The sequence below is a fragment of the Collinsella sp. AM12-1 genome, assembly GCF_003472325.1.
In the GTDB taxonomy this organism is placed as follows: Bacteria; Actinomycetota; Coriobacteriia; order Coriobacteriales; family Coriobacteriaceae; genus Collinsella.
Window position 1 is genome coordinate 80,184 of the sequence record NZ_QRLS01000003.1, and the last position, 26,346, is coordinate 106,529.

General features: G+C 59.8%; 23 protein-coding genes and 1 riboswitch. Of the genes, 14 read left to right on the forward strand and 9 right to left on the reverse strand.

Annotated features, from left to right (window positions below; genetic code table 11):
• Window positions 1–84: 84 nt before the first annotated feature.
• Window positions 85–942: a LysR family transcriptional regulator gene (locus DW136_RS02685; protein WP_233546518.1), complete on the reverse strand. Its 858-nt coding sequence runs from the start codon at window positions 940–942 to the stop codon at window positions 85–87.
• Between the two features lie 118 nt (window positions 943–1,060).
• Here DW136_RS02685 and DW136_RS02690 point away from each other — a divergent pair, with 118 nt between their 5' ends.
• Window positions 1,061–1,972 carry a DMT family transporter gene (locus DW136_RS02690; protein WP_118288994.1) on the forward strand — a complete coding sequence of 304 codons (912 nt, stop codon included), beginning with the start codon at window positions 1,061–1,063 and terminating at the stop codon, window positions 1,970–1,972.
• Window positions 1,973–2,074: 102 nt separating this feature from the next.
• Here the strand turns inward: DW136_RS02690 and bsh are convergent, their stop codons facing one another.
• Window positions 2,075–3,040 (reverse strand): choloylglycine hydrolase, encoded by a 966-nt coding sequence (gene bsh, locus DW136_RS02695; protein ID WP_117636874.1) that lies wholly within the window; start codon window positions 3,038–3,040, stop codon window positions 2,075–2,077.
• Window positions 3,041–3,171: 131 nt separating this feature from the next.
• Window positions 3,172–3,591: a peptide deformylase gene (locus tag DW136_RS02700; protein WP_035137017.1), complete on the reverse strand. Its 420-nt coding sequence runs from the start codon at window positions 3,589–3,591 to the stop codon at window positions 3,172–3,174.
• A gap of 193 nt (window positions 3,592–3,784) precedes the next feature.
• Between DW136_RS02700 and DW136_RS02705 the strand changes: the two genes are divergently transcribed.
• The 4 genes from DW136_RS02705 to DW136_RS02720 all read left to right on the forward strand — a co-directional run bounded on the left by DW136_RS02705 (window position 3,785) and on the right by DW136_RS02720 (window position 10,002).
• The gene (locus DW136_RS02705; RefSeq protein WP_117636875.1) at window positions 3,785–5,095 is read left to right on the forward strand and encodes an NCS2 family permease; all 1,311 of its coding nucleotides are present in this window, start codon (window positions 3,785–3,787) and stop codon (window positions 5,093–5,095) included.
• A gap of 208 nt (window positions 5,096–5,303) precedes the next feature.
• Entirely contained in the window at window positions 5,304–7,067 is a 1,764-nt protein-coding gene (locus DW136_RS02710; protein ID WP_158565759.1) for a carbohydrate-binding domain-containing protein, read from the forward strand.
• A 271-nt stretch (window positions 7,068–7,338) separates the two neighbouring features.
• Window positions 7,339–9,129, forward strand: coding sequence for a carbohydrate-binding domain-containing protein (locus DW136_RS02715; protein WP_158571422.1), 1,791 nt, complete (start codon window positions 7,339–7,341; stop codon window positions 9,127–9,129).
• A gap of 207 nt (window positions 9,130–9,336) precedes the next feature.
• Window positions 9,337–10,002: an alpha/beta hydrolase gene (locus tag DW136_RS02720; protein WP_117582869.1), complete on the forward strand. Its 666-nt coding sequence runs from the start codon at window positions 9,337–9,339 to the stop codon at window positions 10,000–10,002.
• A 63-nt stretch (window positions 10,003–10,065) separates the two neighbouring features.
• Here the strand turns inward: DW136_RS02720 and DW136_RS02725 are convergent, their stop codons facing one another.
• From DW136_RS02725 to DW136_RS02740, 4 genes are all read right to left on the reverse strand, one after another.
• Complete coding sequence (locus DW136_RS02725) at window positions 10,066–11,400, reverse strand: uracil-xanthine permease family protein (protein ID WP_117582868.1); 1,335 nt, start codon at window positions 11,398–11,400, stop codon at window positions 10,066–10,068.
• 122 nt (window positions 11,401–11,522) lie between these two features.
• Complete coding sequence (locus tag DW136_RS02730; RefSeq protein WP_233540260.1) at window positions 11,523–12,656, reverse strand: 5-methyltetrahydropteroyltriglutamate--homocysteine S-methyltransferase; 1,134 nt, start codon at window positions 12,654–12,656, stop codon at window positions 11,523–11,525.
• Between the two features lie 155 nt (window positions 12,657–12,811).
• Window positions 12,812–13,708, reverse strand: a complete 897-nt coding sequence (locus DW136_RS02735) for a LysR family transcriptional regulator (protein ID WP_117636881.1) — start codon at window positions 13,706–13,708, stop codon at window positions 12,812–12,814.
• A gap of 10 nt (window positions 13,709–13,718) precedes the next feature.
• Window positions 13,719–14,627: an HAD-IIB family hydrolase gene (locus DW136_RS02740; RefSeq protein ID WP_117790766.1), complete on the reverse strand. Its 909-nt coding sequence runs from the start codon at window positions 14,625–14,627 to the stop codon at window positions 13,719–13,721.
• Between the two features lie 163 nt (window positions 14,628–14,790).
• Window positions 14,791–14,901, forward strand: a riboswitch (TPP riboswitch).
• A gap of 51 nt (window positions 14,902–14,952) precedes the next feature.
• Between DW136_RS02740 and thiM the strand changes: the two genes are divergently transcribed.
• Genes thiM through DW136_RS02755 form a run of 3 tightly spaced genes read left to right on the forward strand, consistent with a single transcriptional unit; the run spans window position 14,953 to window position 16,829 of the window.
• Entirely contained in the window at window positions 14,953–15,792 is an 840-nt protein-coding gene (thiM, locus tag DW136_RS02745) for a hydroxyethylthiazole kinase (protein ID WP_118288996.1), read from the forward strand.
• Between the two features lie 3 nt (window positions 15,793–15,795).
• On the forward strand, window positions 15,796–16,137 hold the full coding sequence (locus DW136_RS02750; protein WP_233502661.1) for a thiamine-binding protein: 342 nt from the start codon (window positions 15,796–15,798) through the stop codon (window positions 16,135–16,137).
• Window positions 16,134–16,829 (forward strand): thiamine phosphate synthase, encoded by a 696-nt coding sequence (locus tag DW136_RS02755; RefSeq protein ID WP_006234517.1) that lies wholly within the window; start codon window positions 16,134–16,136, stop codon window positions 16,827–16,829. The genes DW136_RS02750 and DW136_RS02755 overlap by 4 nt, the downstream gene beginning before the upstream one ends.
• A 101-nt stretch (window positions 16,830–16,930) precedes the next feature.
• On the opposite strand, the gene DW136_RS02760 is transcribed toward DW136_RS02755, so the two are convergent.
• Complete coding sequence (locus DW136_RS02760; protein ID WP_187365011.1) at window positions 16,931–17,800, reverse strand: patatin family protein; 870 nt, start codon at window positions 17,798–17,800, stop codon at window positions 16,931–16,933.
• A 319-nt stretch (window positions 17,801–18,119) separates the two neighbouring features.
• Here DW136_RS02760 and DW136_RS02765 point away from each other — a divergent pair, with 319 nt between their 5' ends.
• Together DW136_RS02765 and DW136_RS02770 are read left to right on the forward strand one after the other, a co-directional pair.
• Window positions 18,120–20,837 (forward strand): EAL domain-containing protein, encoded by a 2,718-nt coding sequence (locus tag DW136_RS02765; protein ID WP_118288997.1) that lies wholly within the window; start codon window positions 18,120–18,122, stop codon window positions 20,835–20,837.
• Between the two features lie 126 nt (window positions 20,838–20,963).
• Window positions 20,964–22,493 (forward strand): diguanylate cyclase domain-containing protein, encoded by a 1,530-nt coding sequence (locus DW136_RS02770; RefSeq protein WP_118288998.1) that lies wholly within the window; start codon window positions 20,964–20,966, stop codon window positions 22,491–22,493.
• A gap of 284 nt (window positions 22,494–22,777) precedes the next feature.
• On the opposite strand, the gene DW136_RS02775 is transcribed toward DW136_RS02770, so the two are convergent.
• Window positions 22,778–23,098, reverse strand: coding sequence for a DUF3784 domain-containing protein (locus DW136_RS02775; protein ID WP_055252192.1), 321 nt, complete (start codon window positions 23,096–23,098; stop codon window positions 22,778–22,780).
• A 334-nt stretch (window positions 23,099–23,432) separates the two neighbouring features.
• Between DW136_RS02775 and DW136_RS02780 the strand changes: the two genes are divergently transcribed.
• The 4 genes from DW136_RS02780 to DW136_RS02795 all read left to right on the forward strand — a co-directional run bounded on the left by DW136_RS02780 (window position 23,433) and on the right by DW136_RS02795 (window position 26,327).
• Entirely contained in the window at window positions 23,433–24,077 is a 645-nt protein-coding gene (locus DW136_RS02780) for a flavodoxin family protein (protein WP_117758260.1), read from the forward strand.
• Entirely contained in the window at window positions 24,074–24,415 is a 342-nt protein-coding gene (locus DW136_RS02785) for an arsenate reductase family protein (RefSeq protein WP_022093957.1), read from the forward strand. The genes DW136_RS02780 and DW136_RS02785 overlap by 4 nt, the downstream gene beginning before the upstream one ends.
• Before the next feature lie 86 nt (window positions 24,416–24,501).
• Window positions 24,502–25,632, forward strand: coding sequence for a GTP-binding protein (locus DW136_RS02790; RefSeq protein WP_055252195.1), 1,131 nt, complete (start codon window positions 24,502–24,504; stop codon window positions 25,630–25,632).
• A gap of 95 nt (window positions 25,633–25,727) precedes the next feature.
• Window positions 25,728–26,327 (forward strand): tRNA (cytidine(34)-2'-O)-methyltransferase, encoded by a 600-nt coding sequence (locus tag DW136_RS02795; RefSeq protein WP_117736482.1) that lies wholly within the window; start codon window positions 25,728–25,730, stop codon window positions 26,325–26,327.
• Window positions 26,328–26,346 lie beyond the last annotated feature (19 nt).

Below are 26,346 nucleotides of genomic sequence, written 5' to 3' on the forward strand. Positions count from 1 at the left end.
GTGCTCTTTCGAAAAGTTCAATTTCAATAATAAAGCGAACCACACCTCGAGATTTATCCCAAAGCGACAACGGTATGCGCTCGCCTAGAGATATTCGAGAAAACGAGCGGCGGCAAGCGAAACGTCGGCCGTTCGATATATGGCGTTAATCTGCCGATGGGGACGTCCCTCGAGCGGACGAATGGCGACATTGAACTGGCAGCGCCGCAAGATGAGCGCCGGAAGGATGCTCACGCCCAAGCCGTCCTCGACCATGGCCATAATCGCATAGTCATCCCAGGTCGACAGTTTTGAGCGCACCGTCAGCCCCGCCCGACGGAACAGCGGCGTAATCTCGTCATCGGTGCCGCGTTCCAGCAGAATAAACTGCTCGTTGGCCAAGTCGGCAAGCGAGACGGCCCCCTCACTAACAAGCAGAGAGTCTGTCGGCACCACCGCCATCAACTCGTCGCGCACCAAAGATCGCGATGTCATGCCATTTTCTCGGGACTCATGCGGGATAAAGCCCAGATCGCAGCGGCCCTGCGCCACCCATTGTTCAATCTCTGAATAGTCGCCCATCAGTAACTCGTAATCGACGTCTGGATAATCGGCGCGAAAACGCGCGATCACCGGCGGCAGCACGTGGGTCGCCACGCTCGAAAACGTACCGATGCAGATTTTGCCACGCATGAGCCCACGCATCTCATCCACACGCCGCTGCAAGCGAATGAATTCCTCGCAGAGCGCCTCGACAGCCGGCATGACCTGCCGCCCGTCGGCAGAAAGCGTCACGCCCTCGCGGCTGCGGTCGAGCACCTTAAAGCCCCAGTCGGCCTCGAGGTCGGCCACCATGCGGCTCACGCCCGATTGCGAATAGCTCAGGCGCTCTGCAGCACGCGTAAAGCTGCCGGCACGCACCGTCTCGAGCAGCACTTGCATCTTTTGGATATTGGTCTCCACGGTACACCCCCACCCTTGCATGAGTTTTTGTCATGTTTTCCATGCATTATATTCGCTTTTCTTCTAAAGCCAGTTCACCCATAGTGAACATGTTCGGATATATAGGGGATGTCAGCGCATGAACAACGGACTGTTTACGTACTTAGCAGCATTGCTATTGTTTGGCTCCAATGGCATCATCGCCGCTGCCATCGCGCTGCCGAGCTCCGATATCGTGCTCCTGCGCACGTTTTTGGGCGCTCTCACCCTTGCCGCCATCCTCTTCATAACCAAGCGCCATAACCTGCAGGCTCCATCCCGCCCTCGCGAAGCTGTGGCCTTGATCCTCTCGGGAGCTGCGTTGGGCGCCAGCTGGATTTTTCTGTTCCGCGCCTATCAGACGATCGGCGTCGGCGTATCCTCGCTGCTGTACTACTGCGGCCCCATCATCGTCATGGCCCTCTCGCCGTTTATCTTTGGCGAAAAACTGACCGGGGGCAAAATCGCCGGCTTTATCGCCGTCGCCTGCGGCGCTTTTCTCGTTGCAGCGCAGGATCTCGGCGGCAACATGCCCATTGCGGGCATCGTCTGTGGCATTGCCTCGGCCTTCTGCTACGCGTTGATGGTCATCGCCAGCAAAGGCGCGCCACACATCGAAGGCCTCGAGAACTCTGCACTCCAGGTGAGCGCCGCCTTTGTGACCGCGCTGGTCCTCACGCTCGTCACCCAAGGCGCCCCCTCGTTCTTTTCCCCCGGTATCGCCGCAAGCATCGATTGGCGTGCCGTCGCTATGCTCGGCGTCGTCAACACCGGCGTCGGCTGCCTGCTTTACTTTAGCGCCGTCGCCAGGCTGCCCGTGCAGACCGTCGCGGTTGTCGGCTACCTCGAGCCGCTTTCGGCCGTTGTGTTCTCCGCCATCCTTTTGAGCGAAGGCATAACGCCGGTCCGCCTGATGGGCGCCGCGCTCATCATCGGCGGCGCGGTCTTTTGCGAACTCGCCGGCAAACGCGCAAGCACCAAGGCTGGTATCGCCCAGGCAGCGCGCGCTTAAGGGACATTTTCTCGGGGCGCATGCGGGATAAAGCCCAGGTCGCAGTGGCCCTGCACCTCACGGGAGATGCAGGGCCATTTTGCATTGCAGTAAAGCTATGGGCTACGAACGACGCGGCTCGGGAACCACGAGCCTATCGGGGCTCGCGCCCTCGGCATCCATCAGGCTCACGTAGCGAATCGATGGGTCATCGTAGGTCGCGTAGTAATAATTGCCCGTACGCGCGCTAAAGCATCCGGTGTAGATGGTCTTCTCGAACTTGCCGTCGCCCATCTTGGACGCTCCCTCGATCATCGCCACGCCCTCGAGCGAGCGGAACATGCGGACGACGTTTTCGGCCTCGCTGCCCTTTTGCGGGTAATTGGCATTGAGGTAGGCCGCCTTTACAAAACGGCTCGGCGAATAGCAGTCGCCCGGAATACCGCGCATGCCGGCACCAGCGCCATAGGGCTTGAGCTCGGCGGCGCGCCATGTCGCCGTCTGCGGAAAATCGCTGGTGGCGGTGATATAGGTGCGCAGGTTTTCCATATGCCACGGGAAAGTCGGCTGGTTGGCAAGGGTATCGACCGGGTCGTCGTATACATGCAGGCCGTCGGCCATCATCTCGACCACGATACTGCGCTGGCTGTCGCCGATAATCCAATGGAGCAGCGACACGCCCAGGCCCTCGCCGGCAGATTTGGCGACAATCACCGTATCGCGCAGTGCAGCCTCGGCCTCGTCGACCGTCGAGAACGTCGCCGCCACCCACAGGGGAAACTCGTAGGCCGCGATATTGGTCTTGCCATCAACCGGCCCCTCGGCATACTCGGCATAGCCGGGAAAGTTGAGCCCCGCCACAGCCAGGCCCGCATCGTTGCCGCAATCGAAAAACATGGGATAGTTCTTGTAATCGATACACATACCGATTACCGCATGCGCCGCCGTCGCATCGTCGATAAACGAGTACGGGATGTGGAACCCGCGGGGCACCACGCGAACCTGCTCGCCGTATCCAAAGCTCCAGTCGAGGTTGCGGCCCAGATACATGTGGCCGGAATTATCGGTAAATCGAATGCTCGTGCACATAGCGCCTCCTAGCTCAATGTTCTTACTAAGGTCATTGTCACCAAACAAAGGAGCGCTAAACAAAAAAGTCCGGACATGACAACAATGTCATACCCGGACTAAAAACGACGAGGTGCGGTGCTTTGGTCCCCTTAGACCAACTTTCCAAGACAGTGATCAATCATGTGCTGGATCATTTGCGCCTCAAAGCCTGCGTAATCGCGGCGGCACTCCTTCATCTTGCCGTCGACGATCTGGTCAAAGGCAACCTTGCACTTGATATAGCGCGTGGACTTGGTGACCTCCTCGTGCGTCAGGCAGCTCTCCTCCATCTTGCTGGCACCCAGGCCAAACACCAGACGGGGGTTGTAGAGCACGTGGGGCTCGCCGGCGTCGTCCAGGTAGACGCAAACCTTCTTGGTAACGCCAATCTGGTTAGCGGCAAGGCAGCCGGCATCGTCGAGCGACTTGATGGTATCGATCAGGTCCTGAGCAACCGACTCGTCCTCGACGGTCGCAACCTCGCAACGCTGGGACAGGATAGCCTCGTCGTGGCAAAGCTCTTTAATCATACGTTCCTCCATAGGGGTCGTTGTAACCGCTTAAGTATACGGTACCTACACAATTTCATGCGAAAGATACCGCCCGTCCGTTACAAACCGCCGAACATCAACATGTGAGGAACACCAACTTCACAAAGGCGATATAGTGGGTGGGTTCGTGTCAATCGGCCTAAACTCGGGGCCGAACAAGGAAAGGGTATGCATGGACGAACTTTTTCACGTCAGTGAGCGCAAGTCCACAATCGGGACCGAACTTCGCGCTGGACTGACAACATTCCTGGCGATGGCCTACATCATCGCCGTCAACCCCGCAGTGCTCTCGGGCGCCGGCATCGATGCGGGAGCGCTCGCCTGCGCCACTTGCCTGGGCGCCGGCATCATGACCATCTGCATGGGCATCTTCGCCAACCGTCCGCTCGCATGCGCGTCGGGCTTAGGCGTCAACGCGATGATCGCTGGAATCACCACCACCGTCTGCGGCGGTGACTGGCACGTGGCCATGAGCGTCATCTTCCTTGAGGGCGTCGTCATCTTGCTGCTCGTGCTTTGTGGCCTGCGCGAGGCCATCATGGACGCCATCCCGGTTGTCCTGCGTCACGCCATCTCGGTGGGTCTGGGCCTGTTCATCGCCATGATTGGCCTGTGCGATGCCGGCATTATCACCGCTGGCGCCGGTACACTCGTCGGTCTGGGCGACATCACCTCCCCCACCTTCATCGTCGGCATCATCTCCATCCTGGTGACGGTCGCCCTCGCCTGCCGCAACGTCCCCGGCTCGCTGCTCATCGGCATCATCGTCGCCGTTATCGCCGGTATCCCCCTGGGTGTGACCCAGGCTCCGACCGGCATCATCGCCCCGCTCGACTTCTCGAGCATCGGCGGCCCCATCGCCGACGCCGGCGGCGTGCCCGCCATCGTCAAGGTCCTTACCGACCCCACGCTCCTCGTCATCTCGTTCTCGCTGCTCATGAGTGACTTCTTCGACACCATGGGCACCGCGATGGCCGTGGCCAAGCAGGGCGAGTTCCTCACCGACGACGGCAACGTCGAGAATATCAAGGAGATCCTGATCGTCGACTCCGCCGCCGCTGCTGTGGGCGGTTTCATGGGCGTCTCCTCCATCACCACCTTCGTCGAGTCCACTTCCGGCGCCGCCGACGGTGGCCGCACGGGCCTCACCTCCGTCACCACCGGCGTGCTGTTCATTCTCGCCGCGTTCTTCTCCCCCATCGTCACCATCGTTTCCAGCGCCGCCACCTGCGGTGCTCTGGTCTACGTTGGCTACCTCATGATGAGCGAGGCCTCCGAGATCGACTGGTCCGACGTGTCGCAGGGTTTCCCGGCGTTCATGATTGTCGCCGGCGTACCCTTCACCTACTCCATCTCTGCCGGCATTGGCCTGGGCTTTATCGCCTACGTGATCGTCGCGCTCTTTAAGGGCGAGGCCTCCAAGATCAAGCCGCTCATGTGGATTGCAGCCCTTGCCTTCCTCGTCTACTTCTTCGTGGCGTAACGGCGCAGTCTGCCAAAGCAGAACACAAAAGCGCGGAGTCGCATCGAGCGGCTCCGCGCTTTTCTTTTAAAGCCAGGCAACGCACGGACGCGCGATGTATTGCTTCCCAAGTTTTGGACATTTTGCCCTCCAAACGGCACTACCGCCGGCTACATCCTGCAGATATGCTGGGCGTAATCGCATAGGCCCTATGAGGATGGGAGCAACCATGGCCGCCCTGTTCACGACCCCCAAGCGCAATGACAAAACCTCTGGAGCCCATTTTATCGAGCCCGACGCACGCCGTCGCACGCTGCTCGCACACGGCAGCTGGCGCCGCGTGACACACCGCATCGTCGTGGGCGCCGTATGCGCGCTCACGGCAAGCTCGCTGCTCATGCCGAGCGTCTCACTCGCGGCCGAGTGGGTCAACGTCGGCGGCACTCAGTACAACACTGCAGCAGGCGACGAGGCCGGCACCTGGGCCTGGGACGGCGCCGACGACATGAAGCTCAACGGCTATAACGGCGGCGCGATCGAGGCAGCGGGCAAGCTCAACGTGAGCTACGAGGGCAACAACACCGTCACTAACGACGACGGCCGCGGCATCAAGGTTAAGGATGGCGCGAACGAGAACGCCGAGCTTAATATTCAGGGCGACGCGTCCAGCACGCTCAACGTGGCATCTTCTCGTGACGCCATCACTTCCGTCGGCAACATCAACATCGACGGCGCTGGCACTGTCAACGCCACGAGCACCGAGCACGATGCCATCGATGCCGGGGGCGATGTCGCCATCAAGGGCTCGGGAAACGTTAACGCCACGGGCGATTCGGATGGCATCAGGGCCGACGGCAACATCACGATCGACAACAGCGGAACCGTCACCGCCAAGGCCACCGAGGATCAGGGTATCGATGCTAACGAGAACCTCATCATAAAGGGCGGCGGCAAGGTAGAGGCAAGCTCTATCGAGGACAATGCGATTTGGGCCGACGGCAGTATCGAGATCTCGGGTGGCAGCCAGGTCAAGGCAAGCTCCGAGGAAGACGCCGCCATCGACGGTAAAAACAGCCTCACGGTCACGAACGCTTCCCTCAACGCAGGTGGCGTTGGGTATGGCATCTATGTCTACAAGGGCATCACGCTCGATGGCGCGACCGTGACGGTCCGCGCAAGCTCAGATGGCGGGGAAGTCAGCGCACTCTTCACCGATGAGGACGACATCGTCATCAAGAACGGCTCGACTGTGGATGCGCTCGCAGAAGGCAGGTTCTCGGTTGCAATCTCCACCAGTAATTTCTACTCCGGCGAAGCGGGTGGCCATATCTACATCAGCGACTCCGTTGTCAAGGCCATAGCCCGCTATGCCGAGACCGGCGGCGACGGCCCCGACCACTACAGTGGAGACCAAAACGACGAAATCATCCCTGAGTCCGAGGGCCTGAACATCGGCATCTTCGCGCAGACCAGCGAGGGCATCACGCCCGCGACCATCTCGATCGTCCGCAGCAGGGTCACGGCCGAGGGAGACACGGCGGCAATCTTCGCCCTTGCCATGAGCGCGGACGGCAAGGCGATCGGCACCATCGAAATCGAAGGAGCCACCATCCAGACGCCTGAAGGCGGCAAGGTCATTGACTATCGCAACAAGGAAGAACTCAGCGACGGCATCGTCTACGAGGCGGGTCAAACCATCGGCACGGGCGACGCCGTGATCGACTCCCCCTACAACGAAGCAGTCGCCAAGCACACGCTCATCGCGCCTCCCGAGGAGACCAAACCCGAGGAAAAGCCCGGCGAGACCAAGCCGGGTTCCAAGTCCGAGGGCGCGAAGACGATCAAGACCGTTGCAGTTGCAGCCACGGGAGCCAAGACCGCCGGCAAACTCGCGGCAACCGGCGACGCCTCGAGCGCAGCCATCATAGCGACCGCCCTTGTAGGAACGGCCGCTATCGTCACAGGCGCCCTGGCGAGTCGCAAACGCTCGTAAACACTTTTTCGCACAGGACGGGTGGATCGCGGCTCTTGCCTTCCCCGTCTACTTCTTCGTAGCGTAAGGGCAAGGCTGCAAAAGCTGAACAATAAAGCGCGGAGTCGCCATGCGGCCCCGCGCTTTTCTTTTAGCGTCGGTCCCTGCGCCGGCGTGCGGCCTATTTCTCCCCCATTTTGGCCATTTTGCCCTCCAAACGGCACTACCGCCGGCAACATCCAGCAGATACGCTGAATCTAGCCGTATAGGCCCTATGAGAACGGGAGCAACCATGGCAGCCTTGTTCACGACCCCCAAACGCAATGACACTACCGCCGGAACCCATGTTGCCGAACCCGACGTTCGCCGTCGCATAGGACTCGCGCACGGCAGCTGGCGCCGCGTGACGCGCCGCATCGTCGTAGGCGCCGTGTGCGCGCTCACGGTGAGCTCGCTGCTCATGCCGAGCGTCTCGCTCGCGGCGGAATGGGTCAAGGTCGGCGAAACCAAATACAACGCCGGCACTGCGGCGGGCGACGAGACCGGCACCTGGTCGTGGGACGGCGCCGACGACTTGAAGCTCAACAACTATAACGGCGGCGAGATCCAGGCCGCAGGCAAGCTCAACGTGAATTACTCGGGAAACAACATCGTCACTGCCGACTGGATCGAAGGCATCAAGGCTTCTCATGGCAAGAATGAGAACGCCGAGCTCAATATCCAAGGCGACGCGGGCAGCACGCTCAGCGTGACATCTACTGAGGACGCTATCCTCTCCACGGGTAATATCAACATCGACGGAGCCGGATCCGTCAACGCCACGAGCGCTGGGTTTGATGCCATCGACGCCGAGGGCGATCTCGCTATCAAAGGTTCGGGCAACGTCAACGCCACGGGCGTATCGGATGGCATCAGGGCAAACGGCAATATCACGATTGACGACAGCGGGGCCGTCACCGCCAGGGCTACCAAGGACAAGGGTATCGGAACCGACAAGAACCTCACCATCAAGGGTGGCGGCACAGTCGAGGCAAGCTCAGCCGATGGTGAGGCCATTTGGAGCGGCGGCAACATCAATATCTCGGACGGCAGCCAGGTCAAGGCGAGCTCCGAGAAAGACGCCGCCGTCGAGGCCAAGGGCAGCCTCGCAGCCACAAACGCCTCCCTCAACGCAAACGGTGTTGAATATGGCGTCTATGCCCACAAGGGCATCACACTCGATCATGCAAACGTGACAGTCCGCACAAGTAAAGGCAGATACGGTGGCGCCATTGCCCTCTTCACCTACCAAGACGATATCGTCGTCAAGAACGGCTCCACCGTGGACGCGTTTGCGGAAGGCGAGGTTTCGGCTGCATTCTCCACCAGAAACGATCGACCCAACGAGGAGGGTGGCCACATCTACATCAGCGACTCCGTTGTCAAGGCCATAGCCCGCTATGTCGAGAACGGCGACGGCCCCATCCCCTACAGCGAAAACCAAGATGGTGAGACGAGCCCCGAGCCCCAAGGCGAGAACATCGGCATCATCGCCCAGACCAGCGAGGGCGTCACACCCGCAGTCATCTCGATCATCCGCAGCAAGGTAACGGCCGAAGGAGATACAGCGGCAATCTTTGCCCGTGCCATGAGCGCTGACGGCAAGACAATCGGCACCATCAAGATTGAGGACGCCGCCATCCAGACGCCCGAAGGCGGCAAGGTCATTGACTATCGCAAGCTCCGTGACGGCATCTACGAGGCAGGCCAAGCCATCGGCACGGGCGACGCTGTGATCGACTCCCCCTATAACGAAGCTGTCGCCAAGAGCATGGTCATCGCACCTCCCGAGGTAGCCAAGCCGGAAGACCCCAAGCCCGACGAGACCAAGCCCGCAGAAAGCAAGCCCGCGGAGTCCAAGCAGAACCCCAAGCCTGAGGGCTCAAAGCCGACCAAGGCCGTTGCGGCTTCAATCACGAAAGCCAAGACTACCGGCGCGCTCGCGGCAACCGGCGACACCTCGGGTGCGGCCATCGTGGCAACCGTCCTTGCGGGAACAGCTGCTATCGCCGCAGGCACCATGGCGAGCCGCAAGCGCTCTTAGACGCCTCTGCGCACATGGCAGCTCCCGCGAAGGCCCCGAGTCCCAGCACCGTTTAACAACGCCACCGCCGAGCTCCCCTCCGGCGGTGGCGTTTTCCATATGCGTCCGCAGGGTATGCACGAGATTGTCTTTGGTCTAGCCCAATCTGCATGAGCCGGCGTGCGACAATGGGGGCCGTCGATATCACAACGCCGAGAGAAGCCCGTCATGGAAGCGTATCAAAAGCAGATAACCGTTCATGCACAGCATGCCGAAAGCGCACCAGTCATCTATCTTCCCGTGGTCATGGGCGACGGCACGGAGGTTTATGAACGCTGCCGAGAGCTCAACTGCCCGCCCTTCACGCTTGTCGGCATTGGCAGCCTCAACTGGAATCGCGAGCTGAGCCCCTGGGGATGCGACGGAACCGTGCGCGATGCCGAGCCCTTTGGCGGTCAGGCATCCGGATTTCTCGATGAGCTGTTGAACTGGATAATCCCAGAGGCCGAGTCGTCGCTTCCTCAGCCGCCCACCTGGCGCGGCATTGCCGGCTACTCGCTCGCGGGCCTCTTCGCGCTCTGGTCCCTCTGGCAAACCGACGCCTTTAGCCGCGCCGCAAGCGCATCGGGGTCGTTGTGGTTTCCCGACTTTGTCGATCGCGCCAGCACGACCCCTTTTGCCGGCAACCCGCAGGCCGTCTATCTGTCACTCGGCAAAAAGGAAACCAAGACGCCCAACCGCATGATGCGGCATGTACTCGACGACACGCGCGCCATGGAAAAACTGCTCGGCGAACGTGGTATTCCCACGACGCTGGAGCTCAACCCCGGCAACCACTTTGCCCAAACCGACTTGCGCATGGCCCGCGGCATCCACTGGATACTGACGCATTAAAAATGGCGCCCACGCGTGCATACGCATGGGCGCCATTTATTTTGTTTTAGCTGAACGCAGCCGCTACTTAGCAGCCTCCTCGAGCTCGGAGACATCAAACTCGAAGTCATTACCCGGCAGAATCGCGTTGAGCACAATACCCACCAGCGAGCCAACGGCAAGGCCCGAGAGCGAAATCGTCACGCCGCCCAGCTCCAGCACGATGGCACCGGCGGTGCTGTACGCAATGCCGAGCGAAAGCACGAGTACCAGAGCGGCCACCAGCACGTTGCGGTTGTTCTGGAAATCGACCTGGTTCTCAATGAGGTTGCGTACGCCCACGGCACTGATCATGCCATAGAGCACGAGCGACACGCCACCGATAACGCATGCCGGCATGGCGGCGATTACGGCAGCGAACTTGGGGCAGAACGAAAGCACGATGGCGCAGCACGCGGCAATGCGAATCACGCGCGGGTCGAACACGCGCGTCAGGGCGAGCACGCCGGTGTTCTCGCCATACGTGGTGTTGGCCGGAGCGCCAAAGAGCGACGCCAGAATCGTGGCGAGACCATCGCCGAGCAGCGTGCGATGCAGGCCGGGATCGGCAATGTAGTTGCGCTCACAGGTGGAGCCAATAGCGGAGATATCACCGATATGCTCGATCATGGTCGCGAAAGCCAGCGGCATGATGGTGATGATGGCCGTCGTGGCAAGACCGCTATCGAACTGCGGGCCAAAGAGCGCAAACACGGTGTTGTCCCACACGATGGGAAGACCGACCCACGGCGCGGCGGCAACGCCCGAAAAATCAACCTCACCCAACGCGGCCGCAACGGCATAGCTCACCACGACGCCCAGCAGAATCGGCACAATCTTGACCATGCCGCGGCCCCAGATGTTGCAGATGACGATCACTGCCACGGCGATAACGGCGACGAGCCAATTGGTCTGGCAGTTGGCAATGGCGGAGCTTGCCAGGATCAAGCCGATGGAAATGACGATAGGACCAGTCACCACCGGCGGGAAGAAGCGCATGACGCGCTTGGCACCAAACGCGCGGAAGAGTGCCGCGAGTACCGGATAGAGTAGACCGGCGCAGGCAACGCCCAGGCAAGCGTAGGGCAAAAGCTCGGCTTCACCGTTCGGCGCAATGGCAGCATAGCCTGCGATAAAGGCAAACGACGATCCCAGGAATGCAGGGACCTTACCGCGCGACAGGAAGTGGAACAGCAGGGTGCCCAAGCCGGCAAACAATAGTGTTGCCGATACCGAGAGGCCGGTGAGCACAGGCACCAGCACGGTGGCGCCAAACATGGCAAACAGGTGCTGCAGACCGAGCAAAAACATGCGCGGGCGGCCGAGCGACGATGCATCGTAGATGGCATCGGTGACGGCGGGCGTCGAAGACTGGGACATGGATGTCCTTTCGAATGGAAGGGCGATCGGGCATATCGGATAACCTGCCCGAACGATACGATCCGAACCATTGTACGCGATACGCCATGTCTCGCATGCGCCGTCACCTGCGAACGTTACCGCTATTTCCAAACGCGCTCGGCAACGCGCTTGACCAGCGCGATCTTTGCCCATTGCTCGTCCTCGGTCAGCTTGTTGCCAATCTCGCAGCTGGCAAAGCCACACTGCGGAGACAGATACAGGTTCTCGAGCGGCACATACTTTGCCGCCTCGTGAATACGCTCGACGATGGCATCCTCGTCCTCGAGCTCTGCCGCCTTGGTGGTCACCAGGCCCAACACGACCTTCTTGCCGGGGGCAACGTACTTGAGCGGCTCAAAGCCACCGGCACGCGGCGTATCGAACTCAAGATAGAACGCATCGACGTTCTCGTGTGCGAACAGGTACGGCGCGATGGGGTCATAGCCGCCCTCGAAGGCATAGGTAGAGTGGTAGTTACCACGGCACACGTGCGTGTTAATGACAAGGTCATCGGGCTTGCCCTCGATGGCGGCGTTGTTGAGCGCCACGCCCAGCTCACTCACCTTTTGCAGATCAACCGGGCTCATACCGGTCTTTGCCACGAAATCGGTGTCGCAGTAGATACCCCAGGTACAGTCATCAAACTGGATGTTGCGGCAGCCCGCGGCATACAGGTCGGCAATCACGGTGCGGTATGCTGCGGCAATGGCATCGGCGAGCTCTTCGTCGGTCTTGTAGACGGCGTGCAGACTCTCCTGCTGGCCATCGCAGCGGTCGAGCGTGACTTCGGAGAACGTCTGGATCGGTGCCGGAATGGTCTGGCGCGCAATCTGGCCCTCCCCCTCGAGCGCCTTGACAAATTTGAAGTGCTCGACGAACGGATGATTCTCGCCGTTAATGGGACCGGTTACCACGGCAGTGTCGGCGGTAGTCTCCTCATCGTGGAACATATAGCCTGTACGCGAGGTGCGACGCTCGACGCCGTTCAGCCCCCACATAAAATCGAGGTGCCAGTAGCTGCGGCGGAACTCGCCATCGGTAATCACCTGCAGGCCGGCAGCCTTTTGCCTGTCCACTAGGTCGCGAATGGCCTCATCCTCGACGGCCTTAAGCCCCTCGGCGTCAAGCGTGCCTGCCGCATAGGCAGCGCGGGCATCCTTTACGGCCTGCGGACGAAGAAAGCTGCCGACGATATCGGCACGAAACGGCGCGTTCGGTTGAATCGAAGTGCTCATAGATATCTCCCTTTGCATTGGTTGCTTTACTGGGACAGAGTATGAGCGCTCATATGGACATCGTAAAATATATGTTTATAACAGTTTGATATAGATGTTTCCTATATCAGTTTGGACTGCCATAAAGAGATTTGACCCGCGCAGAACGCAGCAGTCTAGATGTGCTGACGAATCGCGTCGATATAGGCCTGCCCATAGCGCGTGAGCGTCGTGTTCTTGCGCGTGATAATGCCGATCTCCATGTATTCGTCCACATCGAGCGGAATCGAGATAATACCGGGGCCATTGAGCTCGTGGCTAATCACGCCCGAACACACCGTGTAGCCGTTAAGGCCCATAGCTAGGTTGAACAGCGTCGCACGGTCGCGCACGCGGATATTCTTGCGACGCTCAAAGGTCGAGGTCAGCTCCTCAGAATAATAAAACGAGTTATAGCTGCCCTGCTCATAGGACAGGAACGGGTAGTCTTCCAGATCCTCTAGCGTCACGCTGGAGCGGTCCGCCAACGGATGGTCGGCGCAGACGAAGACATGCGGCGTGGCGCAGAAGAGCCCTTCGAACACGAGCTCGTTGGCCACCAGCATGCGCTCGATGACCTCGCGGTTGTGCTCGGACAGATATAGGATGCCCAGCTCGCTTTTCATGTGCGCGACATCCTCGATAATCTCGTGGGTCTGCTCCTCGCGCAGGGTAAAGTCGTAGCGCGCGGCATCGAACTCGCGGATTACATCGACAAACGCATTAACGGCAAAGGAATAATGCTGGCAGCTCACACTAAAGTGCGGCACCTGCTCGGACGCGCCCTTGTACTTGCCTTCGAGCAGATCCGCCTGATCGAGCACCTGGCGCGCGTAGCCCAAGAAGGTCTCGCCCTCCTCGGACACAATGACACCCTTGTTGGTGCGCTCAAAGATGTGCACACCCATCTCGTTTTCGAGATCGCGGATCGACGCGGTAATCGAAGGCTGCGACACAAAGAGCCGGCGCGAGGCCTCGGTGATGCTGCCGCATTCGGCAACTTTGACGACATACCTGAGCTGTTGAAGCTTCATGATGGCCTCCCTAGACGTCCGCGAAACCCGAACCCGCCGCATCTGCCTGACGCATAAACGACGGCATCTCCCCCGTCGCGGCGCAGGCGGCAATCTGATGCAGAGCCCCGGCAACCGCATCGTCTGCCGCAGCGCCGATATGCCAGCGCGCGGCAGCCGTGACGGCCTCGTTGGCATTGGCGACTGTAACGGAGTTGGGGACGGCACCGATCATGGGCAGGTCGTTATCGGAATCGCCAAATACGGCCACCTCGTCGGACGTCAGGTCCAAAGCGCGCGCCAGCTCCAGCGCAGCGCAACCCTTGTCCCAACCTGCTGGAAGAATGTCGAACAGGCGCACACGATTGTTGGGAAACACGAGCGAGAGTTCCGGCACCTCAGCGGCAACGCGCTCGCGTAGCTCCGCGAGCTCCTCACGCGAACGAGCACTCCAGATATTCGCCTTGAACACCGACGCGTCATCGACGACAGGACGGCACGGGGCCTCTTCGCCCTTGAGCCATGCGTTGCCGCCCGACTCCATGGCGCGGCGCACGCGCTCGGGGTCACTCGTCACACAATAGGCATCGTTGCCCCAAAAGTCATCACCCAGGCCGTAGACCTTCAGATACGTATCGTCGGTCTCTTGCTCCAAGTAGTCAGCCAAGCGCATAAGGGCGGCGTTGTCGGTCGCATGCGAGGCTACCACCTCGCCGTCCACAAACATGACCTGGCCGTTGCAGAACGCGCCGGTCGAGAAGCACTCGGCGCGATTGCGGAACATCCAGCCCATCGCGGAGGGCTGGCGACCCGAAACCGGGCCAAAGTGCAGACCCGCCGCCTGCATGGCATGAATGCCCTCGATGGCGTAGTCGCTGGCGCCGTCATGCCCGGCTGGAATCAGCGTATCGTCCATATCGGTCAGCACAAGTTTAATCATAAGGCCCCCTCGGTCATTCTTAATCCCGTCTATTGTACCGACCTGCCAAAAAGAGACAGGTTTATATTGGCAGGTTTTATCTGGGAAAACGCAAAGCCCCAGTTGTTACCTGCCAAAATAAACCTGTCCCTTTTTGGCAGGTGCGCTAGTATAGGGAACAACAGATTCGATGCGGGAGTGCCGGCGGTGCAAACCACAAGGCTGAGAGGGCATGGGGCCCAATCCTTTGAACCTGTCAGTTAATGCTGGCGTAGGGAGCATGCCGCCTTTTTAGGGGCGCTGTCTATGCACAGCGCCCCTTTTCTATGCCAAGGAGGCATGTGCAGTGATCGATTCGAAACAGCTCAAGCAAAACGTGGTCAAGGCCGTGGAGGAGATTCGTGCCAACAATCCGATGGCGGGCTCCATCACCAACACGGTGACGATTGACTTTGTCGCCAACGCGCAGCTCGCCGTGGGCGGATCGGCCGCCATGGTCTATCTGCCCGACGAGGGCGAGGCGCTCGTTGCCGGCGGCGGCGCCATCTATCTGAACATGGGCACACTCTTCCCCATCTACGAGCAGACGATTCCCCGCGCGGCCAAGGCGGCACACGACGCCGGCAAGCCCTGGGTGCTCGATCCGGTGGGCCTGGGCATCGGCAGCCTGCGCACCCAACTGGTAAACGAACTCAAGCAGTACAAACCCGCCATCGTGCGCGGCAATGCCTCCGAGATTATCGCGCTCGCCGGCCTGTGGGGCCTTGAGGGCGAAGCGGCCGATCTGAGTCGCGTGCGCGGTGTCGATACCACCGACACGGTCGACGCCGCCCGCGATGCCGCCGTGGCGCTCGCTCGCTACACCGGCGGCGCCGTTGTGGTCTCGGGCGAAGTCGACCTGATTACCGACGGCACGACCGTGGCCAAATCCCACGGCGGCAGCCCGCTCATGTCCAAGATTACCGGCTGCGGTTGCTCGCAGGGCGGCGTGCTGGCCGTGTACGCCTGCGCTGCCGATCCGTTTACGGCAGCCGTCTGCGGTACCGCCGTCTACAACGTCGCCGGCACGCGTGCCGCCGCCGTCGCCGATGCCCCGGCAAGCTTTAAGGTCGCCTTTATCGACGAGCTCTACCGCGCAACCGCCCAAGACATCGCCGATAACCAACTCGAGCTCGAGGAGGCATAAGCCATGTCCGAGCCCGCAACCAATGCCGGCATGAACACGCTCGTCGCTGTGGCCATCGCCCCGTGCGGCACCGGCGATGAACTGTCCGCCGAGGTCGCCGAGGTCGTGCGCGTCATTCGCGAGAGCGGCCTTCCCAACCGCACCACCTCGATGTTCACCGAGATCGAGGGCGACTGGGACGAGGTCATGCAGGTCGTGCGCGACGCGACCTTTGTGTTAGCGAACAAGGGCATCCGAACCGAAGTCGTGCTCAAAGCCGATATTCGACCTGGATTTACCGACACCATGACCGGCAAACTCGAGCGCATGGAAGCGCAGATCAAAAAGCAGGAGGAAGCACGATGAGCATCCGCGACAACCTTGATATCTCGGCCTATCTGGTGCTCGGCCCCGAAAACACCCTCGGACGCCCCGTGGGCGATGTGGTGGCCCAGGCGCTCGACGCCGGCTTTACCTGCATTCAGGTGCGCTCCAAGGTGGCAAGCGCCCGCGAGATCATTGCGCTGACCGGCGACGCCGCGCAGGCAATCGCACAGGCCGGCAAGACCGGTCAGGTCGCCTTGCTGATCGATGACCGCCTTGACTGCGTACTCGCCGCACGCGAGCAGGGCATTGCGGTCGACGGCGTGCACGTGGGCCAGAGCGATATTCCCGTCGAGGTCTGTCGCAAGCTGCTGGGCCCCGACGCCATCGTGGGCCTTTCGGCCCGTTGCGAGGAAATGCTCGAGTACGTCAAGACCGCCGACATGAGTCTGGTCGACTACCTGGGCATCGGCCCGCTCCACGAGACCGAGACCAAGCGCGACTGCGGACGCGCAGCCGATGGCTCCATCATCACCAAGAGCTTTGAGGACCTGGCCGCACTCCACGCGGCAAGCCCCGTGCCCATCGTGGTGGGCGGCGGCGTTAAGACGGCCGACTTGCCGCAGCTTAAGGCAACCGGCGTCGACGGCTTCTTTGTGGTGAGCGCCGTCTGCAGCGCCGACGATCCCTACGCCGCGGCCAAGGAGCTTGTCGACACCTGGCAGCAGGCATAGGCATAGGCCGAACAGCTGATTCGCAGCCTCATATCTTCAGCAATGGAAAGCGCATCCCAGTTTGGGCCTCCATTCCGGGATGCGCTTTCCGTATGCGACCCTTACCCCGCCAGATACGCTTCCAACGCCGGCAAAGTCGCCTCTGCATCGTGGCGGCCGACCTGGTAGATGCGCTCGAGCTCATCCGGTTCGCGGCACAGCGACGGCACCTTCACCGATTCGCTCGGCCGCACCACAAAGATTTCCCCGGCAGCCTCTCGACGTGCCAGGTCATCGAGCGTGGCATTGTAGACCTCATGCCGATGCTCAAGCGCTGCAACAAACTCCGGATAGTGACGGAACACGCGCCGCAGCATGGGCATCACGCTGTTGGGCTGCTTCACAAAGCCCGCCGGCTGCGTGAGTACCACGATATTGCGGTCATACCCCTGCGCAAACAGCCATGCGCTGGGAATAGAATCAGCCACGCCACCATCCAGATACTTATGCCCGTCAATAGCAACGGGACGCGTCGCCACAGGAATCGCCGACGATGCCCGGATCCACTCGATATCCCGCTCGTCGCCATAGGGCAGGTCGTGGTAGACGGCCTTGCCCGTCTCGATATCGGTGCACACGCACGTAAACCGCATGGGGCAGGCGCGATACGCCTCCAGGTCGATGGGATCGCGCTCGATGGGCACCTCGTGATAGGCAAAATCGGCATTGAACATATCGCCGGTTCGCAGCCAGCTGGTCACGCTCGCATAGCGTTTGTCGGCGCAATAGGCCTTGTTATAGCGAATGGCGCGGCCGATCTGGCGCGATTTAAAGTTGTAGCCAAATGCCGCGCCCGCCGAGACGCCCACCATATGGTCGCAGGTCAAACCGTGCTCCATCCAAACGTCGAGCACGCCCGCCGTATACATACCGCGGTAGCCGCCTCCCTCGAGCGCCAGCCCCACCGTGCGCGTCATATTTGACTGTGCCATGCGACCATCTCCGTTCCTGCGTTTTAAAACGGAACAAGTATACCCATCAACAAATATCGTCTCAGTCGCATTTTCATCGAACATCGTCGCGTTACCGTTTGGCGAATAATGGCCGCCCGCAACATGGGCACCCCTACATAATTCCATACACTTGTTTATACTACTCAGTAGTTATCAGCCGAGAGCACGAACCGACAAATAAACCCAACGACGCAGCAAGGCGGGGGCTTGGAAACACGCAAGGCGTTGAGCAGCAACGCATGTGCACAACGAGCTCGCCCGACGCAATCCGCCCCGACCTCAGAAAGCCGCTTACAGTATGGATAACGCCAGCAATAATACCGAAACGCTCGAAAAGACCATCCGTGACCTTCTGGAGCGTCAGGACGATCTGATCAGGACCGCCTTTACCGACGAGCTCACCGGACTTGGCAACCGCGGCGGCTTTACCCGTTCCTTAGAGGAACTCTGGGAGCAGGAACTGCCCGTGACCATGGCGTTTATCGACATCGATAACCTTAAGCACTGCAACGACATCTTTGGACATGACGAGTGCAACCGCTATATCTTGCAGGTGAGCCTCTATCTCAAACTGTATATGAAGGTGGACGAGGCGGCATTTCGTCTGGGGGGCGACGAGTTCGCCATCCTATCTACGATTGCGACCGAGGACGACCTTGCCGAACGTCTGGAACACTGCCGAACGGTACTGCTCGAAAACAACGCTTCCAAGATGCCTCACTCGTTTAGCTACGGAGTGGCACACGCCGACCCCGCCCTGGGCGAAGCCCCCAATCGCTTGACGAACGATGCCGATCATCGCATGTACGACTACAAGCTACGTCATGCCGTGCACCTTGATCGACGCAATATCGCACAAGCCCACACCGACGACTTCGAAATAAGCGATCGCATTTTCGACGCCCTTTCGATGCTCAACGAAGGCCGATATTTCTTTATCGAGAACTTGGACAAACATCGAACCCTTTGGTCACAAGGCGCCTTGCGCGATCTTGGTCTTCCTTCGGAGCATATAGACAACTGCCACGATTACTGGAAAACGCGTGTCCATCCCGATGACCTTGAGGCCTATACCAACGACATCGACCAAATCTATGACGGCTCCAAACATCGTCACGTCATGCAGTACCGCGTGCGCAATGCCGCCGGCGATTACATCCTCGGCCGTGCTCGCGGGTTTCGTATCGACGGCGACGGAAATGTCCCCTCGCTCTATGTCGGCGAGCTCGTCAACCACTCGCTTGCCGAGACCGTCGACGCCGCCACGGGTCTCGGAACACAGCGCACGCTGATCAACGCTATCGATGCCTGCCGTCGCGACCGTTGCGAGACGGGGCTTATAGCAGTGCGCGTTCGCGGCACGGCAAAGCTCAACGAGCTCTACGGGGCCGAGGCCGTCGACAACATGCTCGCCGAATACGCAGGCCGCATGCTGTCGATTACTCGCGGCAGGAGTCGCGTCTTCCGTTCACGCAACGCCCAGTTCGTCGTGCTTAGCAACAATTTGGATCACGAAGCATTCGAGCAACTGATCCAACATCTCAAAGAGGCCGTTTTCGCTCCCGTTCGAATCGCGGGCGACACTATTACCCCCGTCTGTCTTGTCGTTCCGGCCTTTTACGAGCACCTGACCAATCAAACGGCCGCCGTTTTAGGCGAACTCGACCGTCGCATTCGCACGGCCGGCGGGCTTGTTCCCAACGACAGCCTCCCCATACCCGAGGTGGAGCGCAAAAGCGCCATCGCCGAACGCATCGATCCGCTCACGGGTCTCTATCGACCCAGCGAGTTTATGCGCCGCGCCAACGAATTTCTCGAGACAAGGCGCAACGGCGCCTGGTGTATCGCCACCGTCGATATGGGGCACATGCGACTGTTCAACGAATGGCACGGACAGGCCGAGGGCGACCGCGTACTCGCCGATGTGGGCACGGTTCTCAAGGACATCGAGAATGCCGCCATGGGCGTCGCAGGGTACTGGGGCCAAGACGATTTTTGCGTACTCATCCCCTTTGAACACGACACCGTCCATCAGATCTATAGCCGCATTCGCCAGGCCGTGGCCAAGCATGATGACGGCGTGGGCTTCTGGCCGTCCATGGGCGTCTACCCCATCGACTCCAACGAGGAAATCACCATCGATGCGCAGGCCAAAGCCATGTTTACCAATCGGCGCGCAAAAAACGACTTTAAGGAGCGCATTGCCATTTTCCGCCCCGAGGAATACGAACACGAAATCGCGTTCCACCGCACGCTGACCGAATTCCAGTATGCGCTCTCAAACGGCCGCATTACCTACTACTTGCAGCCCCAGGTCGACATGGAAACCGGCGAGATCGTTGGCGCCGAGGCGCTCACACGCTGGATTGACAAGGATGGCTCCCTCATTTCACCTACCACCTTTATCCCCGCTCTCGAGGAAAGCGGTTTTGTGGTGACGCTCGACAAATATGTTTGGCAGGGCGTCGCCTCGTGGCTGCGTGAGTGCATCGATCGAGGGCTGCGCGTAGTTCCGATCTCGCTCAATGTGTCGCGCGTGGATATCCTTGCCTGCGACGTCGCCGAGCATATGGGGGCGCTTGCCGCCCAATACAACCTACCGCCCGAGCTCATGCGCATTGAGATCACCGAGACGGCTTATACGGGAGAGTCCGAGGCCGTGGATAAGCTGACGGCCGACCTACACACTCGCGGTTTCTCGACCTACATGGACGATTTTGGCACCGGCCAGTCTACGCTCGCGATGCTCAAGAACGTCAACGTCGACGTCATCAAGCTTGATCGCACGTTTGTGCCCACCGACCGCGATCAAAGCCGTAGCGCGCAAATCGTTTCATCAATGCTCGAGATGGCGCAATCGCTCCATCTGCCCGTTGTAATCGAAGGCGTCGAGACAAACGAGCAGGCGAACATGCTGCTCCAAATGGGTGCCCACTACGCTCAGGGCTTCCTCTACTACCGCCCCATGCAGGCAAAGGATTTTGAGGCATTGCTCGATGGCGGTAACAAAAACTGATACGCTCGCGCGCAAAACGATACCGCCGAAGGGGCGCTTGTCCCCATTGGCTAACTTATGCCCCCAATCCAAACCGAATTGGGGATATGATGCAAACCACTGTTGTGCCCAAGGAGGTTATCCATCATGAACGAGTCGTATCGCCTGGGCGAGCAATCGATCATTGCTTATCTTCAGCGACTTGCGAACGGGGTCTCGACCGCCGAGCTCGATGTTGCCGCGCTGCCCACGGAGCTGTGCGCCATCGGCGAGCAGCTACAGAAGACATTTGCCATCCTGCAGCAAGAACGCGAGCTGCTTGAGCGCGGCGCCTATATCGATTCGCTCACCAATCTTGGCAACCGTGCTGGACTCCACCGTTATGCCGAGCTGCTTTGGCACAAAGGCACCCCCTTCACCTGCGCCTATATCGATATCGATCGCCTTAAGCATTGCAACGATACGTTTGGCCACACCGAGGGCAATCGCTACATCCTGAGCATCTGCCGTGCACTCACCGAGACAATGGAACCCAATGACCTGCTGTTCCGTATCGGTGGAGACGAATTTGTACTCGTATCCCCCACGACAGATGAAGCCGAACTCGAGCAGCGCCTGGAGCGGACGCGCACCAACCTTATCGAGGCAACATCGGGCGGCAAAGCGCCCATGATCGCTAGCTTTAGCTTTGGCTGCTCGCGCGTCGACCCACTCGCTGGCGATACGCGTCGCCAGATGACCATGGACGCCGACCGCAAAATGTATCGCTACAAGCTCATGCACCGTGTGCAGCAGCCGAAGGAAAACGACGCATCCATGCGCCCAATCGCCGATCAGCCTCCCTGCAACGACCGGGTGTTCCAAGCGATCTCCATGAGCTCCGAGACGCGCTATCCGTTTATCCTTAACCTCGATACCGGCGAATCGCAATGGTCGATTAATGCCGTGCGCGATTTTGACCTGCCCTCCCAGCATCCCTATAACTCGCTCGATATGTGGCTCGCCCGCGTTCACCCCGAGGACCGCGACAACGTGCGCAGCGAGCTCGATATGGTGGTAAACGGCGCGTGGCACTTCCATTACATGCAGTATCGCGTCATGAATACCGCTGGTAAATATGCGCTGTGCGAGTGTACGGGCTACCGCTTGGATAGCACCGAAACCGAGCCCAACATGTATGTGGGCATTATCATCAACCGAAGCTTGGCGGATACGACCGATTCCGCGACCGGCCTGGGCGATATCCACGCCCTGGTCAACGCCATTGGCGAAATGCGTCGCGTGGCGCGCAAGGCAGGCCTGGTCGCCATCAAAATCGACGACATCGCCAAGGTCAATGCCCGCTTTGGCTTTGATGCGGGCGACCGCGTTTTGGCAGAAAGTGCCGCCTGCCTCATGGACTGTTCGCGCGGCAAGGGCCGTCTGTTCCGCTCGACCGGACCGATGTTCGTGGCGCTTTTCGATGACCTTGATCCCGAAGAGACCGACACGATCGCAGAAGAAATCGAGCGGTTCTTGGGGTCGCCCGTACTCTTTGGCTCATTTGAATATCAGCCGCCCATTCGTGTGGCCACACTTCATCTGGACGCCGTCGACCGACAGCCCGTTTCCATTTTGAACGAGCTCAAAGCGCTACTTGAAGAGGCACCACAAGTACCGGGCACCAAGCTGGACTAGCGTTATGGGGCGCATGATGGTTAATTTCCGATCTCAACCGAACACATTGGGCAAATAGGTCGTACCCGCAGTTAGCCGAACGTCCCCGCAGTCCCTCCCGGGGCCCGGGGGCGCCGTTTCGATACTCTTGGTTTACTTTGCCTGATGCAAATAAGTGCTCAACAAGATAGAACCTATCCCTCGCCACGGATATGCCCTCGAGTAAATCTGTTAAGCCAAGCCTATCAAATTCTATTGACAATTGGCTGCATTGGTCCATTTTGTCGTCCAGCCACTTCCGCTGGCTACCGCCTCATAAACACAAACCTAACGAGCCGCACGAACGACAAAGAGGCCAAGCTGAACAGAAGTAGAACCAAAACTTCAAAAACGCTGGTATTCCAATCGCGTACCCAGTCCTCTACCGCCCACAAGAAAAACAGCAGCCCCATCCATAACGTCACAGAAGAAATCAGCTTTGCGTAAGGGCGTATATCAATCTCGCTCTCCCTTTTTGTGACATCATATCCAGCAATTGAGCAGAGCCATCTTCCTCTTCGGTATTGGATTGAAAGGACAATCAAGGCAATCGAAGTCATCAAGCAAACAGCATCCTCTGTTTCCATAGAGTTTCCTTTGCTTTCCATCCTAGTTACGCATTCACAATCGAATCAAACCAAGTATGAATTACTCGATAGCAACCGCCTTAGTATAAACCATAGCCGCCGCAGCAGCCCGCCTTCCAAGGCCTCAAAGCTCGCCATCGAGGGCGACCCGCCCAGACCCCTTACAATCTGCTCGCACGAGGCCCCGCACTCCAACATCCTCTGGACCGTATCCCGCTCGTACCTGGTGAGCGTGCCTGCCGTGGGCCCTCGGGGCCGGCATCGTGCCCCACGCCATCTGCCCGCTCGTGCGATAATCCTCTGCAGAAGTCACCGACAGCAGAGGGAGTTTGTGATGAAGGTTCTTTTGGTCAATGGCAGCCCCAAGGCAAACGGCAACACGGCCCGCGCACTCGCCGAGGTCGCCGAGCAGCTCAACGTCGAGGGCATCGATACCGAGATGTTTCAGCTGGGCGCCAAGCCTATTCGCGATTGCATCGGTTGCGGCCAGTGTGGCAAGCTTGGCGGTCGCTGCACCTTTGACGACGACGTGGTCAACGAGCTGATCGCTGCCGCCGAACAGGCCGACGGCTTTGTCTTTGGCTCGCCTGTCTACTACGCGCACCCCAGCGGCCGCATTCTCTCGGCACTCGATCGCGCATTCTATGCCGGTAGCAAAGCTTTTGCACACAAGCCGGGCGCTGCCGTCGCCGTCGCCCGTCGCGGCGGTACGTCGACGACCTTCGACGTGCTCAATAAGTACTTCACCATCAACCAGATGCCTGTGGTAGCGTCCACGTACTGGAACAACGTGTTTGGCTGCGTGCCCGGCGACGCCGACGGAGATGCCGAGGGTCTGGCCACCATGCGCAACATCGGCAAGAACATGGCCTGGCTCCTGCATTGTATCGAGGCAGGACAGGCCGCTGGCATCGAAGCTCCCGAGGCCGATCGCGCTAGGACCAACTTCATCAGGCAGAACGGCGGAACCAAACAATGAATATTCAAATCTTTGGCACCAAAAAGTCCTTCGACACCAAGAAGGCCCAGCGCTATTTTAAGGAGCGCCGCATTAAGGTGCAATTTATCGACCTGAAGGAAAAGGAGATGAGCAAAGGCGAGCTCACGAGCGTGATGCAGGCGGTCGGCGGCATCGACAAGCTGCTCAACCCCAAGGCCAAGGACGAGGAGACGCTCGCGCTCATCCAGCACCTCACCCCTAGCCAGCGCTTCGACAAGTTGCTCGAGAACCAGCAGGTTCTAGCCGAGCCCATCGTGCGCAACGGCAAAAAGGCCACCGTCGGTTATTGCCCCGATGTATGGGGAGCCTGGGAGTAGCCTGTGTTATTTGCCGGCGCGTGGGTATAAGAGCAGGCGTTTGGCATAAGATTCAACTGTAAGCCATGTCTAACAAAGGAGGGCACATGCCCAACAAACCCGTGAAGATCATCATGCTTACCGGATACCTCGGTGCCGGCAAGACCACACTGCTCAACCACATCCTCGCTAACGACGGCGGCATCCGCGCCGCCGTGATCGTCAACGATATCGGCGAGATCAACGTCGACGCCAGCCTCATCGCCGACGGCGGCCTTTCCGAGACCGACGACCTCATCCCGCTCACCAACGGCTGCATCTGCTGCACGCTTTCGGACGACCTTGCCAACCAGCTGCAGGGCATCGCCGATTCGGGCAAGTTCGACTACATCATCATCGAGGCCTCGGGTATCTGCGAGCCTATCCCCATCGCCTACACCATCTCAAGCTTCTGCGACGAGGCCAAGGTGGGCGGCCAGCCCAAGCTTGCACTCGACAACATCGTGGCCGTGGTCGATTGCGCCCGCATGTACGACGAGTTCAACGGCGGTCGCGACCTGCTGGCCGAGGATATCGACGAGGACGACATCGAGAGCCTGCTCATCCAGCAGATCGAGTTCTGCTCCACGCTGATCCTCAACAAGACCGATACCGTGAGCCCTGAGCAGATCGCCGAGCTCAAGGCTATCGTGCGCAGCCTGCAGAAGGACGCCGTGATTGTCGAGGCCCAAAACGGCGAGGTCCCCATGGAGGAGCTGCTCGACACCGACCGCTTCGACTTTATGCGCGCCTACAACTCCGCCGCCTGGATCGAGGCCATGGAGCATCCCGAGGAGCACGACGACCCCGAGGTGCTCGAGTACGACATCGAGACCTTTGTGTACTCGCGCCGCAAGCCGTTTGACCTGCAGAAGTTCACCGATTTTGTTGAGCAGGAGTGGCCCGACGAGGTCATCCGCGTCAAGGGTCCGCTGTGGCAGACCGGCGATCCGGACATGTGCTACATGTTCGAGCAGGCCGGCCACCAAATGCGCCTGATGGAGAACGGTCTGTTCGTTGACTCCGCGCCCGAGGGCGAGAAGCAGAAGATCATCGACGAGAACCCCGAGATCATGCAGATTTGGGACGACGAGACGGGCGACCGCATGACGAGCCTGTGCATCATCGGCCGTCACATGGACAAGGATGCGCTCATCGCCTCCCTCGATGCCTGCCTGACCGACTGGCACCGCGCCTAGATTTATCCAAGCGGGCATTTTTCCGCCTACGTAACCGCCAAACCACCACGAAGGTGCCCTTCGTGGTGGTTTTTCGTTCTGAGCCAAGGAGATTCATGTTCAACATTGTGCTGTATGCGCCCGAGATTCCGGCCAATACGGGCAATATCGGCCGCACCTGCGTGGTTACCGGCGCCCGCCTGCATCTGGTGGAGCCGCTGGGGTTTTCGCTCGACGACAAGACGGTGCGTCGCGCCGGCCTGGGCTACTGGCAAAATTTGGACGTGACGACCTATGCCGGCTGGGAGGATTTCCTTGCGCGCAACGGCCTCTCCCCCGCCGACGAACGCCTGCATCTGCTGACCAAAAAGGCGCGCCGCACCTATGCGCAAAGTACCTACCGCGACGGTGACTTTTTGGTCTTTGGCAGCGAGAGCTCGGGGATTCCCGAGCCACTGCTTGCCGCGGCGCCCGAGCGCTGCGAGCGCATCCCCATGTTGCGCGATTGCGACTCGCTCGAAAACGCCGACGCCTGGGAGGCCCACGAGGAGTCGCTCGGGCATACCGAGGACAGCCACGAAGCCATCCTTCGACAGGATATCTGCGGCAACTTCGTCAATCCGGACGACTACCGCATCAGCGCACTCAACCTCTCCAACAGCGCCGCCATCGTCCTCTACGAGGCTCTGCGCCAAACAGGCTTTCTGGGAATGTGACAAAGGGACGGTCCCTTTG

Excerpts from the sequence above, each read along its gene's own strand:
- bsh (WP_117636874.1), bottom strand. The coding sequence starts at position 3,040 with ATGTGCACGAGCATTCGATTTACCGATAATTCCGGCCACATGTATCTG.
- DW136_RS02740 (WP_117790766.1), bottom strand. The coding sequence starts at position 14,627 with ATGATTAAACTTGTGCTGACCGATATGGACGATACGCTGATTCCAGCC.
- DW136_RS02790 (WP_055252195.1), top strand. The coding sequence starts at position 24,502 with ATGCCCAACAAACCCGTGAAGATCATCATGCTTACCGGATACCTCGGT.
- DW136_RS02705 (WP_117636875.1), top strand. The coding sequence starts at position 3,785 with ATGGACGAACTTTTTCACGTCAGTGAGCGCAAGTCCACAATCGGGACC.
- DW136_RS02725 (WP_117582868.1), bottom strand. The coding sequence starts at position 11,400 with ATGTCCCAGTCTTCGACGCCCGCCGTCACCGATGCCATCTACGATGCA.
- DW136_RS02780 (WP_117758260.1), top strand. The coding sequence starts at position 23,433 with ATGAAGGTTCTTTTGGTCAATGGCAGCCCCAAGGCAAACGGCAACACG.
- DW136_RS02715 (WP_158571422.1), top strand. The coding sequence starts at position 7,339 with ATGGCAGCCTTGTTCACGACCCCCAAACGCAATGACACTACCGCCGGA.
- DW136_RS02735 (WP_117636881.1), bottom strand. The coding sequence starts at position 13,708 with ATGAAGCTTCAACAGCTCAGGTATGTCGTCAAAGTTGCCGAATGCGGC.
- DW136_RS02785 (WP_022093957.1), top strand. The coding sequence starts at position 24,074 with ATGAATATTCAAATCTTTGGCACCAAAAAGTCCTTCGACACCAAGAAG.
- DW136_RS02770 (WP_118288998.1), top strand. The coding sequence starts at position 20,964 with ATGAACGAGTCGTATCGCCTGGGCGAGCAATCGATCATTGCTTATCTT.
- DW136_RS02795 (WP_117736482.1), top strand. The coding sequence starts at position 25,728 with ATGTTCAACATTGTGCTGTATGCGCCCGAGATTCCGGCCAATACGGGC.
- DW136_RS02710 (WP_158565759.1), top strand. The coding sequence starts at position 5,304 with ATGGCCGCCCTGTTCACGACCCCCAAGCGCAATGACAAAACCTCTGGA.
- DW136_RS02730 (WP_233540260.1), bottom strand. The coding sequence starts at position 12,656 with ATGAGCACTTCGATTCAACCGAACGCGCCGTTTCGTGCCGATATCGTC.
- DW136_RS02700 (WP_035137017.1), bottom strand. The coding sequence starts at position 3,591 with ATGATTAAAGAGCTTTGCCACGACGAGGCTATCCTGTCCCAGCGTTGC.
- DW136_RS02775 (WP_055252192.1), bottom strand. The coding sequence starts at position 23,098 with ATGGAAACAGAGGATGCTGTTTGCTTGATGACTTCGATTGCCTTGATT.
- DW136_RS02765 (WP_118288997.1), top strand. The coding sequence starts at position 18,120 with ATGGATAACGCCAGCAATAATACCGAAACGCTCGAAAAGACCATCCGT.
- DW136_RS02720 (WP_117582869.1), top strand. The coding sequence starts at position 9,337 with ATGGAAGCGTATCAAAAGCAGATAACCGTTCATGCACAGCATGCCGAA.
- DW136_RS02755 (WP_006234517.1), top strand. The coding sequence starts at position 16,134 with ATGAGCATCCGCGACAACCTTGATATCTCGGCCTATCTGGTGCTCGGC.
- DW136_RS02690 (WP_118288994.1), top strand. The coding sequence starts at position 1,061 with ATGAACAACGGACTGTTTACGTACTTAGCAGCATTGCTATTGTTTGGC.
- DW136_RS02750 (WP_233502661.1), top strand. The coding sequence starts at position 15,796 with ATGTCCGAGCCCGCAACCAATGCCGGCATGAACACGCTCGTCGCTGTG.
- DW136_RS02760 (WP_187365011.1), bottom strand. The coding sequence starts at position 17,800 with ATGGCACAGTCAAATATGACGCGCACGGTGGGGCTGGCGCTCGAGGGA.